Origin of the sequence: Marinococcus luteus (assembly GCF_900106595.1) — a bacterium.
GTDB classification, from domain to species: Bacteria; Bacillota; Bacilli; order Bacillales; family Marinococcaceae; genus Marinococcus; species Marinococcus luteus.
In genome coordinates, this window is the sequence record NZ_FNNC01000001.1 from 516227 (window position 1) to 530534 (window position 14308).

A 14308-nucleotide genomic window follows, 5' to 3' on the forward strand; every position below is an offset into this window, starting at 1 on the left:
GGAAAGCCTTCATATGATACACCCTATTTTTATAGAAAGGAAGGCGGCCGAAGTGAGTACACTGCTGATTATTACGACCCTCACGGCCTTTCTTATGGCTTCTGTCGTGATTGTTATCCGCATGAAAGCCATCAAGCAGCCGGCAACATTTAAAAAAATCGTGCTGCCGCCGTTTTTCATGGCGACGGGGGCGCTGATGTTTGTTTACCCGCCGGCCCGTCCAACCGGGCTCGAAGTCGGCGAGGCGCTCCTCGTCGGGTTTGTTTTCTCCTTTCTGCTGATGGCCACCACGTCTTTTGAAATACGGGAACGCCGGATCTTTGTACGCCGGTCTAAAGCCTTTTCATTTATTCTGGTCGGCCTCTTGATTGTAAGGACGATTATTAAGCTGATTATCGGCGATGCGATTGAACCGGCAGTACTTGCCGGAATGTTCTTTCTGCTGGCATTTGCCATGCTCGTGCCGTGGCGCGTCTACATGGCCGTGAAGTACAAACAGTTCGAAAAGGTTCTTCAGCGGGACCTGGAGCCGGACAGCTCCGTTTCTTCCCGCCATTCATCTTAACGAAAGGGAGAAGTGCCCATGTCTAATGATGTAAACGAACACCTTCAAAATGAAATACACGGCAAGAAGCTGCCCAATGAAGCGGAGCGGCGTCTCTACCTCGATACGTACCGCGAACGCGTCATCCTTGCACTGACGAAAAAACAGGTGATGGAAAAAGGAATACGCCAGGAAGTGCTGAATGCGATGCACGACCGCAAGGCCAAAGAAGTTCTAGTCGACGGCCACCTGAGCCTCGAGGCGCTGCGGCCGTACCGGAAAGCAGCCGAAACCCGCCGCGTTCCCTACCGTCGTGTCACACTCGACGACCCGGAGGGGACGTACGGCCTGGTCGTTACGTCCGACACCGCCATTAACCGCGAGGACGTGTTCGCGGAGGATGAACCGGAAGCAGACACCGGAGACCCGGATGCGGGAGAGAAAAAACCGTGGTGGAAAAAGCTGCTTGGCGGCTGAGGAAAGAAAAAAGAAGCAAGCGTTTTCCGAATTTTTACCCGAAAATATTTATCTTTGAGGAAAGTTTTGCTATTCTATGAAAGTGGGTCGAGAAACAGATCAAGGAAGGCAGGCAGCGAACGAATACAGCTGCGGGCCTTTCTGCTTATCCTCATCTACTTTTTCGACAACGTTATTGAATTGTTGTATAATAGATCTAGAAGGAGGGGTACATATGGCTCAAAATCAAGACGTATTCAATGCTCGCAAGGCTTTTGAATCGAATGGCAAAACGTATTACTACTACGACATTAAAGCTATTCAGGATGCAGGAGTCGGCGATGTGTCGAAGCTGCCATATTCCATTCGTGTGCTGCTCGAATCTGTACTAAGACAGTTGGACGGACACGTAATTAAACAGGAACATGTAGAAAGCTTAGCAAAATGGGGATCGGAAGAAGGATCCAAGTATGACGTTCCATTCAAACCGTCCCGTGTCATTCTCCAGGACTTCACCGGGGTGCCGGCAGTCGTGGACCTTGCATCGCTGCGAAAAGCAATGAATGATTTCGGGGGAGACCCGGATGTCATCGACCCGGCGATTCCGGTTGATCTTGTGGTGGACCACTCGGTACAGGTGGACCGTTACGGTACTGAGGACTCGCTGAACCAGAACATGAACTTTGAATTTTCGAGAAACGAAGAGCGCTACAAGCTCCTCAGCTGGGCAACCAAAGCGTTTAACAACTACAGTGCTGTGCCGCCGGCTACAGGCATTGTGCACCAGGTGAACCTGGAGTATCTTGCCTCCGTTGTACACACGAAAGAAACAGAAAACGGCGAAGTGGACACGTATCCGGATACACTCGTCGGTACGGACTCCCACACGACCATGATCAACGGCCTCGGCGTCCTTGGCTGGGGTGTTGGCGGTATCGAAGCGGAAGCGGGCATGCTGCAGCAGCCATCCTACTTCCCGGCACCGGAAGTGGTCGGCGTTCGTCTCGTAAACTCCCTGCCGAATGGTTCAACAGCGACAGACCTGGCGCTGCGCGTTACCCAGCGGCTCCGGGAAACGAACGTTGTCGGCAAATTCGTGGAATTCTTCGGGGAAGGCCTGGCGGAAATGCCGCTTGCTGACCGTGCGACGATTTCCAACATGGCACCTGAATATGGCGCGACCTGTGGATTCTTCCCGGTCGACGAAGAAGCGCTCAACTATCTGCGCCTGACCGGCCGCGACGAAGAGCATGTGCAGCTTGTTAAAGACTACTGCAAGCACAACCACATCTTCTTTGATCCTTCCGAAAAAGAACCGCAGTTCACTCAGGTGATTGAAATTGACCTGGCGGCTATCGAACCAAGCCTGAGCGGTCCGAAACGTCCGCAGGACCTGATTACTTTAACCGACATGAAAAAACAGTTCAATGAGGCGCTGACGGCTCCAGCCGGCAACCAGGGATTCGGCCTGTCTCCGGAGGAGATCGACAACGAAGCGACTATCGAACATCCAAACGGCAAAACGTCGACGATGAAAACCGGGGCGCTTGCCATCGCGGCCATCACAAGCTGTACGAACACGTCCAATCCATACGTAATGATCGGTGCAGGCCTTGTTGCCCGTAACGCGGTGGAGAAAGGGCTTGAAGTACCGGAATACGTTAAAACGTCGCTCGCTCCGGGTTCTAAAGTTGTTACCCGCTATCTCGACGATTCCGGCCTGATGCCATATCTGAACGATCTCGGGTTTAACCTGGTCGGCTACGGCTGCACGACGTGTATCGGCAACAGCGGCCCGCTGCTCGAAGAGATCGAAAAAGGGATCACAGACAGCGATCTCCTCGTTTCCTCCGTGCTGAGCGGTAACCGTAACTTTGAAGGACGGATTCACCCGCTTGTTAAAGCCAACTATCTGGCATCACCGCCGCTTGTTGTAGCGTACGCGTTAGCTGGTACGGTTGACTTTGATATGTACCGTGATTCGTTCGGCAAGGATAAAGACGGCAACGACGTATACTTTAACGACCTGTGGCCGTCTGCGACCGAAATCAAAGACTTTATCACGCAAAACGTGTCTCCAAACCTCTTTAAAGAAGAGTACGAGAATGTCTTTGACAACAACGAGCGCTGGAACGACCTGCAGTCAGATGAAAATGCGCAGCTGTACGATTTTGACGATGAGTCCACGTACATTCAAAACCCGCCGTTCTTTGAAGAAATGTCCAAGGAGCCGGAAGACATTAAACCGTTGACTGCTCTGCGTGCCGTGGCGAAATTCGGCGACTCGGTTACGACCGATCACATTTCTCCGGCAGGGTCCATCGCGAAGGACAGCCCGGCCGGCCGCTACCTGATGGAAAAAGGCCTGAAGCCGGCACAGTTTAACTCGTACGGTTCCCGCCGCGGTAACCACGAAGTGATGATGCGCGGAACATTCGCCAACATCCGGATTAAAAACCAGCTGGCTCCGGGGACTGAGGGCGGTTATACGACCTACTGGCCAAACGGTGAAGTGCTGTCCATCTATGATGCAGCGATGAAATATAAAGAGGAAAACACTGGCCTGCTTGTAATGGCCGGCAAAGATTACGGCATGGGAAGCTCCCGTGACTGGGCAGCGAAAGGAACAAACCTGCTCGGCATTAAGACCGTTATTGCGGAAAGCTTCGAGCGTATTCACCGCAGTAACCTTGTGCTGATGGGCGTGCTCCCGCTGCAGTTCCAGGAAGGGGAAAACGCTGATTCCCTTGGTTTGACCGGGGAAGAGCAATTCGATGTGAAAATTGATAATACCGTTAAGCCGCATGACATGATAGATGTCGTCGCCACTGACGAGGACGGCAAAACGACTACCTTCCAGGTGGTTGCCCGTTTCGACAGTGACGTCGAGATGGATTACTATCGTCACGGTGGTATTCTGCAGATGGTTCTCCGTAACAACCTTGAAGCGGCAGAAGCAAAACGCAATCAGTAATTGTTAAAAGAAGGTCCCGGTCCGCCGGGGCTTTCGTTTGACAGGCATTTAAAATTTCACATACCGTAATGATAAAATTTGTCACACATTCCTCAACCTCTTATAATAAAAATAAGGACTAATGCGTGTTCAACCAGGGAATACGATAAAGATGACTACTCATTTTCGTCCTTTTCCCGATAGGGGGTGCCTTTATTGCAAATTAACGAGCAAAATAACATTTACGATATAATCGATAGATGGGAAAAAGAAGAAAATAATATCACAGTCAAACGGGCCTACGAGTGCATCCGGACGCTTGAGGAAAACGAGCAGCCTTCCGGCTGCGCCCGCGTGTACGCGCTCATGGCCAGAGACCGGTGGAAGCACCAGCGCCGGTTTGATCCGATGATCCGCAACTGGCTGCAAAAAGCAGAAGAGCTCGACGATTCGGTGCCGCTTCTGCAGCAGCTGCGGCCAATGGAGCGGATCGACAGCATACAGGAAAATATTCTGGATACCCAGCTGACGCCGCTCCGCGAAACGGATCCGGCATCGGCCCGCTACCGCGTGGCTGAACAGCTGCGGGAGCAGTGCCGCCAGATGATTCAGTATCTCGATGATACGCTTGACACGTGGAATCCGGAAGAATTGACAGTGGACTTTTTGAATGTGGTGGAAAACGAACACCTGCGCGAGCTCCCGTTTCTGCTTGAAAACATCAAGCAGGCATGCGAACGGCTGGCGTCGAGCGCGCAGGCCTATATGGATACAGCGTCGGGCTCGTTTTATTCGCCCGAAGCCGTGCGCGAGATTAAAGAAGCGATCAGTCACGTGGAGCAGCTGAAAGAAAAGTGGAACGAAGCGTCGAGCTCACTCACGAAGGTGGGCGAGGAGTATGCCGACCCGCTTGAAGAGCTCAATGACATGATCGGGCTTCACGGCGTGAAGTCCCGCGTGCATAACATGTATCATTATCTGCAGTATCAAAAGCGGCGCAAAGAGCAGGGATACCAGTGGAAGGATGAACGAAGCCTTCATATGATTCTGACGGGCAATCCCGGCACGGGCAAAACCATGCTCGCCCGGCTGCTCGCTAAAATTTATCACCAGCTCGGCCTGCTGCAGCGTGATGAAGTGCTTGAAACCGACCGCTCCCGCCTCGTCGGCTCCTACGTCGGCCAGACCGAGGAAAAAACGATGGCGCTGATAAAAGAAGCGGTCGGCGGCGTGCTGTTCATTGATGAAGCCTACAGTTTAAAACGCGAAGGCATGGCCGGAAACGACTTTGGACAGACGGCGATTGATACCCTGGTCTCGGCTATGACGAGCGGGGAATATGCCGGTACGTTCGCCGTTATTCTGGCCGGCTATCCGGAAGAAATGCGGCAGTTTCTGCATGCCAATCCGGGGCTGCGCAGCCGGTTTCCGGAAAGCAACCATATCCATCTGCCCGACTACAGCATGGATGAGCTGATGGAAATCGGCGAAAAGGTCGCGCTTGAAAACGACTTTTTCCTGAGCGAGGAAAGCAAACGGGTCCTCGAAGAGCGGATTGAAAAAGAACAGGTGGATGAAACGTTCGGCAACGGCCGGACCGTGAAAAACATTGTGCTCGACAGCATTTTCCAGAAAGGGGCGGCGATCGGCAATCAGGACTACATCGGCATTGACGACTTTTCGCTTTTGACCGCCGATGACATTCAGGAGCCTGAAGGCGAACAGCCGAAGGACAAACGCTCCGCCGTCCAGCAGCTCGATGACTTCATCGGCCTCGATCACGTGAAGCAGGAAATGAAAAAGCTTGCCTCCTTTATCCGCGTGCAGCAGCAGCGCCGCGAAGAGGGAGCCCCGACCGTACCGATCCAGCTGCATACTGTGTTTTCCGGACCGCCGGGCACCGGCAAGACGACGCTTGCGCAGGTGTATGCCGGCATCCTGAAGGAATACGGGTTTTTAAAGCGCGGCCACTGCATCGTAGCCGGCCGCAGCGACCTGGTCGCCGAGTATGTCGGCCAGACGGCCGCGAAAACAAAGCGGAAGGTCCGCGAAGCCCTCGGCGGGGTGCTGTTTATTGACGAAGCATACGCCCTGATGTCGAGCTCGCGGAGCGACTTCGGCCGGGAAGCGCTGGATACGCTCGTCGAGGAAATGACCAAGCATGACGAAAACCTGGTGGTTGTGCTTTCCGGCTATCCGGAGCCGATGCAGCAGCTGCTTGAAATGAATCCGGGGCTTGAATCCCGCTTCAAAAAAACCTTTTACTTCCCGCCGTACACGCCGGAGGATCTGGCCGAGATTACGGAGCGCTCGGTCGAGCGTTTCGGCTATCACTTCGAGCCGGAGGCGCGCGAGCTGCTTAAAAGCAGGTACGCCGTCTCCAACACGGACGGCAACGCCAGGCTCGCCGAAGATGTGGCCGAAGAAATCTTTCAGCAGCAGGCCTTCCGGCTGTTCCAGTCGGAGCAGAGCGATGAAGACCTGCACGAGCTGACGGCCGAAGACGTGAAGCATGCGCTTGAAGTACGGGTGAAATCCGAAGGAGAAGAAGGACATGAAGAGCGTTCATACACCAATTGAAGTACGATATGCTGAAACGGACCAGATGGGCATCGTCCATCACGGCTCCTATGTGGTCTGGTGCGAAATTGGGCGCACGCACCATATGAAGGAGATGGGCTTTCACTACCCGGATATTGAAAAGGCCGGCTATTTGTTCCCGGTGCTCGGTATTAATATCGATTACGAAACGCCGGCCGTCTACGGCGAGGACGTGGAAATTGAAACGTGGATTGATTCTTATGACGGAGTGCGTGTAAAATATGGGTATATTGTGACTAACGCCAAAGGAGAGACGTGCATCCGGGCGTTTTCAAGCCACGTGTGTGTCCGCAAGGAAACGTTCAAGCCGGTGGCCATCCGAAGGGCGCTGCCGGACTGGCATGAGGCATACAACCGGCTGGCGGGGACCGCAGCCGCCGGATCTGCCAAAGGTGGTGGCGACGATGGCGTTTGGCATTAAAGCCCATGAACTAAGAGCCTGGAAGCGAAAGGCTTCGGCGGGTGAAGTGGCCCTGCTGACGCACTACTGGTACGATCCGCGCTTTCCCGACTGTGATACGGTCACAAAAGCCTCCTGCCGGGACGTGGAAACACTTGCGCGCTGGGGCAGGCAGTACGGGCTGAAAGCCGGCTGGATCCATTACCGCGAAGACTACCCTCACTTTGACCTGCTGGGGGATTACGAAGCGCACATTCTGTCCGAAGAAAAACAGTGGACGCAGATGCAGCGGTTTGGTATCCAGGCTCCTCGTTCAAACAAATAATTTAATCTGGAGGCACGAACTATGAATGCAACACAGAATGAAATTATTGAAGCACTGCAGACAACGCCGGAGATTGACCCGAAGCAGGAAATCGAACGCCGGGTGCACTTTTTAAAGGAATACGTAAAGCAGGCCGGGGCCAAAGGCTTTGTACTCGGCATTTCCGGCGGCCAGGATTCGACGCTCGCCGGCAAGCTCGCCCAGATGGCTGTGGACGAGCTTGAAACCGAGCAGGCCGTGCCGTTTAAATTCGCTGCGCTCCGTCTGCCGTACGGCAAACAGCATGATGAAGACGATGCATCGAAGGCCCTTGACTACATCGGGCCGCAGGAAACGTATACGATCGACGTGCAGCCGGGCGTGGACGCGTCGGTGGAGGCGTTTGAGCAGGCCCTTGGGACGACCATGTCCGACTTTATCAAAGGCAACACGAAGGCCCGGGAGCGGATGAAGGCCCAGTACGATGTCGCCGGGGCCGAAGGGCTTCTTGTGCTAGGCACCGACCATGCGGCAGAAGCGGTCACCGGCTTTTACACGAAGCACGGGGACGGCGCCTGCGACGTGGCACCGCTGTTTGGGCTGAACAAGCGCCAGGGCAAAATGCTGCTGCGCGAGCTTGAAGCGCCGGCATCGACGTTTGAAAAAGTACCGACCGCCGACTTGGAAAGCGACCGTCCGGGCCTTCCGGACGAGGAAGCGCTCGGGCTGACGTATGATCAGATTGACGACTTTCTCGAAGGCCGCAGCATCGATGCCAAAGCCCATGACCGGCTGGTGGATATGTATAACAAAACGGCGCATAAACGGGAACTGCCGGCAACGTTATACGATACGTGGTGGAAAGAATAACAAGCATCTGCGGATGGTCCCTTGCGGCCATCCGTTTTTCACAAATACGGAAAGACTGGACGCCGGCTGTGATGTTTGATATACAGATAATAGAAAGAAAAGGAGAGAACACCGAAATACGCTAAAGGAGTACGATAGTGCATGCCTATTAAAGTGCCTGACTATTTACCGGCCAAGGATACGCTGGAAAAAGAAAATATTTTCATCATGAACGAAAGCAGGGCCTATCTGCAGGATATCCGCCCGCTGAAAATCGTCATTCTGAACCTGATGCCCTTAAAGGAACGGACAGAGACCCAGATTCTGCGGATGCTCAGTAATACGCCGCTGCAGGTGGACGTGTCGTTTCTGCATCCGGATACCCACCGCTCCAAAAATACGCCGCGCGAGCACCTGTCGTCGTTCTACAAAACGATTGATGAAGTGCGGAGCAGAAAATTCGACGGCATGATTATTACCGGTGCTCCGCTTGAAAAAATTCCATTTGAAGAAGTGGACTACTGGGAAGAGCTGCAGAGCATTCTGGAGTGGAGCGACCAGAACGTCACCAACACGCTGCACATCTGCTGGGGCGCCCAGGCCGGCCTGTATCACCACCACGGCATCGATAAGCATCCGCTCCCGAAAAAGCAGTTCGGCGTGTATCCGCACTATATTAACGGCCGTAACGAAAAGCTGTTGAGCGGGTTCGACGATCTGTTTTACGTGCCGCATTCGAGGTACACGGAAACGAGACGGGAGGACGTGGAAGCCTGTCCGGACCTTGACATCCTGTCGGAATCCGACGAAGCCGGGCTGTACATCGTAGCAACGAAGGACCGCAAGCGGATTTACGTGACGGGCCACAGCGAATACGATGCGGAAACCCTGCGTGATGAATTTGAACGCGATATGCGTCGCGGCCTAGGGACAGAGGTGCCGGAAAATTACTTTCCGGATGACAATCACCTGTATTCCCCGCTGAAAATGTGGCGCGCCCACGCAACGCTGTTGTTTACGAACTGGCTGAACTACTATGTGTATCAGGAAACGCCGTTCGATTTTGCCTAAAACTGTTTCCAAAATTGGAAACAGTTTTTTCAGTCGGCGGAGAAAAGATGATATAATAGACGCGTGTGTGAACAGCAGGGAACGACAAATTGGCAGAGCCGCCGAAAACTGAGAGCGGAAGATTGGGTGATGGAGTTGGATGCGCTAGACGTATTGATGAATAAAGAACAGATCATGGTATACTTTCAGCCGATACTGAGTGCCGATAAGCTGGAAATTTCTGCGTATGAAGTGCTTGGCCGTTTCCGGAACGATAACGGGACTGCCGAAACGCTTGAGGACTGCTTTGGGGACCCGGGTGTGCCGTGGGAGTACAAACAGGAAATCGACCGCGCCGTGCACCAGGCTGCGCTGGAAACCTTTGTGGCCGAAGAACGGTCGGACATGATTTTTTTGAACGTGGATGCGGCCACCATTCTGGGAGACGGAGGGGACGGACTGGTCGAATTTCTGCTCGGGTACGAAGAAAGGGGCATAGCCCCGACCTCAATCTGCCTGGAGCTGAAGGCAACGGATTTTCAGCAGGACCTGTCCCGCCTGAAGCATTTTATGCAGTACGCCCAGAGCGCCGGTCTGTCGATTGCGATTGACAACCTCGGCAAGGAAGCGATTCATCTGGAGCAGATTGCCTACTTAAAGCCCAACGTGCTGAAGGTGGACGTGACGTTTTCTGAAAATTTTGCCGTTCCGAGCATTTACCGGGACGTGCTGCATTCGTTATCGACGCTGTCGAGGAAAATTGGGGCTTCGCTTTTATTTGAAAAGATCGAGTCGTTTAATCAGCTGAATTATGCTTGGCGCAACGGTGCCCGGTACTACCAGGGATTTTATCTCGACAAACCGAAAGAGACGTTCATTGAAAAAGATCAGTTTCAGGAACGGATGAAAAAAGATATTCACCATTTTATTGACGTGGAACGCAAAAAAATTGAAGCCCAGATCCAGCTCACCGCTGAGCTGAACAAGCGGCTGAACGACCGGCTTAAGCACGTGGATGTGATGGAGGACATCGACGGCTGGACGATGAAAACCGCAGAGTCACTCGAGGAAATGAGCTTCCGGGTGTATGTGTGCGACGGGGAAGGGTACCAGCTTTCCGGAAACGCCTCGCGCCAGAACGGCGAAGCGTGGGAATACCGGACGGAGGAGCGCAACCGCAACTGGAGCTGGCGGCCGTATTTCCTCGAAAACATTGTGCGCATGAATTTTGAACACCGGGGGATTCTTTCCGATATGTATACGGATTTTCACAGCGATGAAATGATCCGGACGTATTCCCATCCGATTACGGAGGACCTGTACGTGTTTGTGGACATTCCCTACGCATTTTTGTACGAAAAAGATTATCTGCTGTAAACAGCGCCGGCTTCTCCTGCAACGGGGGAGCGGCGTTTTTACATAAAAAGGAGCGGGGTAACGGTGCAGCGGCCAAGTCTTGAAATATATCAATGGAACAATGACACGGTCCGGGCCTTTTTTTCCCGGCATACGTTTTCGCCGGCGGCGGTCGCGGACGGCCTGGAAAAACTTCAGGCCGTGGCGGCGCTGAGCGAAGAGGAGCAGAAGGACCTTCAGCGGCTGAAGACGAAAAATAACGCGTCGGCCTACCATGTCCTCGTCTGCGGCCATTTTTCCGCCGGTAAAAGCACGCTGATCAACCGGCTGCTGGGCGGAGAATGGCTGCCGGCCCACCCGGTGCCGACGAGTGCAAATATCGTTTCCTTTACGACCGGAAGCACTTCCTCCTATGAGGTGACCACCGGCGGAGAGACAACGGCCATACCGCCCGAAGAATGGACGAATGCATGGATGATGGCCGGAGAGACCGAGCGAGTGGAAGTGAATCATCCTGCCCTTCCGCTGCCGCCGGGAGTGACGCTTTTTGATACGCCGGGCATCGATTCCACCGAAGCTGCTCATCAGCGGGCGGCGGAATCGGAATGGATGGTAGCTGATGAACTGTTTTACGTGACCGACTACCAGCAGGTGGAGTCGGAAGAAAATTTCTTATTTCTGCAGCAGCTGAACGAGCAGTACGTCCGCCCAACTCTTATCGTCAACCAGGTGGATAAGCATGAGGAAGAGGAGCTTTCGTTTCAGGCGTACCAGGACCGGATCCGGCAGAGCCTGGACCGCCGGCAGATCGAATACGAAGCCATTTTCTTTGTGTCCGCCCTTTATCCGGAACGGACCGCCGGTTCCTGGAAAGCCCTGCGGGAGAAAATGCTGCCCGAGGGTACCGGAGAGCGGGAGGCACGCATCCGCCAGACATGCGCCGCGAGGGCGTATTACATCACGGTTTCCCATTTGCGAAGCCGCCTTGCTGCCGCGGAGCCGGGCGGGGACACGCAGCACATCTGGGACACGTTTTCCACGCCGGGAGCCCTTTATGAGGCGCTCGAGGCCGACCAGGAAGCGGCCGGGCAGTTCAGGCACTGGGAAGCGAAGGCGGAAAAGGCGATGCGCCGGACCATCCTCGATGCTTTTGCCCGTGCCAAGCTGATGCCCTATCACACCCGGGCAGTCGTGCACGCGTATCTGGAATCCCGTCTTGTCACATTTCGGGTGAAAAGCTGGCTGGGCACCCAGAAAACAGCCAGAGTGCGGAAAGAGCGCGAGGCCCGGGTGATCGAAGAATTGAATGAAAACATTAAAAACGAGCTCGAAAATCATTTAAAGCGTGACATGAAGCAGACCGCCGAACGGTACGCCGGCAGATGCCAGGAGGTGGAAGCCGCTATTGAGGCCATGGAGGTGCGCGCGGGCACCGCGATGCTCGAGGAAGCGGAAAACAAAGGGGCGCGTCTCACGGAGGCCTATGCGAGAACCTACTGCCGCACACTGGAAGAGAAAATGCAGACGGCGTACCGCCGCCAGCTTGCCGAATGGATGCCGCTGTTTTTGGAGAAGGCCCGTGCCCAAAAAGAGACGGAAGCCCTTCGGCAGGAAACAAAAGCGGCAGCCCACCAGCAGGCATGGGAGGCCTATGAAGCGTGGCGGAAGGAATTTTATCAGTTGAAAGAACTGCTGGAGGCGCAGCAGCAGTGGTGGGCCCACGAGGCGGTTCCGCTGGCGCAGCAGGCAGAGCGTGAGCCAGTCGCGCAGGCCGTGGCTCCTTCGACGGGCGAAGAGGTCTATTCGGTGCAGGAATGGTACCGGGACTATCTGGACAGTGCCGGCCGGGAGCGGGAAACCCGCGAAGACCCGGAGGCCGCGGCAGATAAATGGCAGAAGCTCGCCCGGCTCGTCCAGCCGTACGCGCCGCTTGCAGGCTTTGCCCGGCGGCTTGAGGCCCGGGCCGGACGGCTTCGGGAGCAGGCGTTCCGCGTTTCCTTTTTCGGGGGATTCAGCGCCGGGAAATCCACCGTGGCCAACGCCATGGCCGGAGAAACAGTACTGCCGGTGTCGGCGAACCCGACCACAGCGGCCATCACGCATATCAAAGCGCCGGACGGCCGGCACCCGGATCGGAGCGCGGTGATTTATTATAAACAGCAGGCCGACGTCCTGCAGGACATGAATGACCTGCTTGCCCCGTTCGAGGTGCGTCTTTCGCATGTGACGGAGTGGCACAGCCGGTACGCCGCCTATGAAGAAGAGGTGCAGGAGCGCGCGGAAAAAGCAGAAAAGCAGAAACGGACGGAACTCGAGCAGCAGCACCTGGAGCCGCTTGCATTCGACGCCATGCGGGAGGAAGAAAAAAGGATGCTTGATCAGTATGTATCCTCCTATGAAAAGCAGCAAAGCCGTGCCGGACGTCCGAAAACGGTGTCCCTGGAAGCTTTTCAGCAGGCCGCGGGAGCTGAAGAAGCTGCCATGATGATCGAGCGGGCGGATGTGTATCTTTCCACGAGGTGGACCGGCAGAGGGATGGAAGTCGTCGATACCCCGGGCATCCATTCAGTGTATCAGCGGCATGCAGACATTTCGTTCCAGGAAATGAAGCGGGCGGACGCTATTTTATTTTTGTCGTATTACAACCATGCGTTTTCCCGCGGGGACAAAGCATTTTTGGAACAGCTGGCGGCGGTGAATCAGACATTTTCCTATGATAAGCTCATTTTTTTAGTCAATGCAGCGGACCTCGCCGCCGGGCGGCGGGAGCTCGAGGAGGTTCTCCGGTACGTCCGGCAGGAGCTGGGCGCGATTGGCATCCATGATCCGCTCGTTCTGCCCATTTCCGGGAAAGTATCGCTCCAGGACAAGACAGCCGGCGGCCTGGAAGGATTCGAAGCCGTGTTTGAGCAGTTTCTTTCCTCTACGCTGGAGACGACTGTGATGAAAGAGGGCAGCCGGGAAGCAGCGGAGGTCCTGGACTATGTGGCACGGACACGGGCGCAGGCGGAACGGACGGATGCCGAACAGGAGCGGGAAAGGCAAAACGACATCGCGCAGCTCGAGCAGTTCATCGCGCAGAACAAACGGACGGAATCATGGAAACGGATCGAAAAGCGGCTCACGGAGGAAACGGAGGAGTTGTTTTTTTACGTGCGCCAGCGCCTGTTTTATTATTACCGGGAAGAATTTATGTTTTGGTTTTCGCGGGCGTATTTTCACGATCAGTCGTCGTTTCGCTCCCAGCTTCGCCGGAAAACGACGGAGGCGGTCCAGCAGGTGCTGCAGCGGTTCTTACAGGAAACAAGGATCACCTCCGCCCGGATTGAACAGTGGATGCACCGTACCATGAACGAAGAAGAGCAGTACTGGAGGACTCAGCTTCCCGACCATTTCCGTTATGTATTTTCGCGGGAGCCGGCGGCTTTCCCGCCGATCGAATTCTCTCCGCCGGAGGTGCCGGCGATCGCAGAAGCAGTCGAAGGCGAGTGGAAGACGCTGACCCACCATGATTTTTTCATGAACGAACAGAACAAAGTGTACCGTGAAGTGCTCGAACAACAGCTGCGCCCCGTCGTCGAAGACGAGCTGCAGGCCGTGAAAGGAGATGTCTATGCCTGGGCAGCGGCAGCCGCATCGGCCCGGTGGGAGCAGCGCACCGCCGACTGGGAGACGGCGGCCCGACGCCAGGCGGACTGGCTCAAGCAGGAAAGAACAGAGGAAACCGAGCGGGAGTGGGCCCAGCTTGAAGCAGACCTCCGGAAGCTGGTTGGACAGACAGAATAAGTGTGTTAT

10 protein-coding genes are annotated in these 14308 nt (G+C 54.9%); all 10 read left to right on the forward strand.

The window, feature by feature from the left end:
- Positions 1 to 52: 52 nt before the first annotated feature.
- The 10 genes from BLV22_RS02570 (at position 53) to BLV22_RS02615 (ending at position 14299) form a co-directional block, all read left to right on the forward strand.
- The gene (locus BLV22_RS02570) at positions 53 to 565 is read left to right on the forward strand and encodes a CcdC family protein (protein ID WP_281241091.1); all 513 of its coding nucleotides are present in this window, start codon (positions 53 to 55) and stop codon (positions 563 to 565) included.
- An 18-nt stretch (positions 566 to 583) separates the two neighbouring features.
- Entirely contained in the window at positions 584 to 1021 is a 438-nt protein-coding gene (locus BLV22_RS02575) for a YueI family protein (RefSeq protein WP_091610865.1), read from the forward strand.
- A gap of 214 nt (positions 1022 to 1235) precedes the next feature.
- Complete coding sequence (gene acnA / locus BLV22_RS02580; RefSeq protein WP_091610868.1) at positions 1236 to 3974, forward strand: aconitate hydratase AcnA; 2739 nt, start codon at positions 1236 to 1238, stop codon at positions 3972 to 3974.
- Positions 3975 to 4169: 195 nt separating this feature from the next.
- A complete protein-coding gene (locus BLV22_RS02585) occupies positions 4170 to 6533 on the forward strand; it encodes an AAA family ATPase (protein WP_091610871.1) in 2364 nt (787 codons plus the stop codon).
- A complete protein-coding gene (locus BLV22_RS02590) occupies positions 6508 to 6975 on the forward strand; it encodes an acyl-CoA thioesterase (protein WP_091610875.1) in 468 nt (155 codons plus the stop codon). Before BLV22_RS02585 ends, BLV22_RS02590 begins: the two co-directional genes overlap by 26 nt.
- The gene (locus tag BLV22_RS02595) at positions 6959 to 7279 is read left to right on the forward strand and encodes a hypothetical protein (protein WP_091610878.1); all 321 of its coding nucleotides are present in this window, start codon (positions 6959 to 6961) and stop codon (positions 7277 to 7279) included. Before BLV22_RS02590 ends, BLV22_RS02595 begins: the two co-directional genes overlap by 17 nt.
- Positions 7280 to 7300: 21 nt before the next feature.
- Positions 7301 to 8128, forward strand: a complete 828-nt coding sequence (gene nadE, locus BLV22_RS02600; protein WP_091610880.1) for an ammonia-dependent NAD(+) synthetase — start codon at positions 7301 to 7303, stop codon at positions 8126 to 8128.
- 141 nt (positions 8129 to 8269) lie between these two features.
- Complete coding sequence (gene metA / locus BLV22_RS02605) at positions 8270 to 9178, forward strand: homoserine O-acetyltransferase MetA (protein ID WP_091610883.1); 909 nt, start codon at positions 8270 to 8272, stop codon at positions 9176 to 9178.
- Between the two features lie 129 nt (positions 9179 to 9307).
- A complete protein-coding gene (locus BLV22_RS02610; protein WP_091610886.1) occupies positions 9308 to 10534 on the forward strand; it encodes an EAL domain-containing protein in 1227 nt (408 codons plus the stop codon).
- Between the two features lie 63 nt (positions 10535 to 10597).
- Positions 10598 to 14299, forward strand: coding sequence for a dynamin family protein (locus BLV22_RS02615; RefSeq protein ID WP_091610889.1), 3702 nt, complete (start codon positions 10598 to 10600; stop codon positions 14297 to 14299).
- The last annotated feature ends 9 nt before the right edge of the window (positions 14300 to 14308 follow it).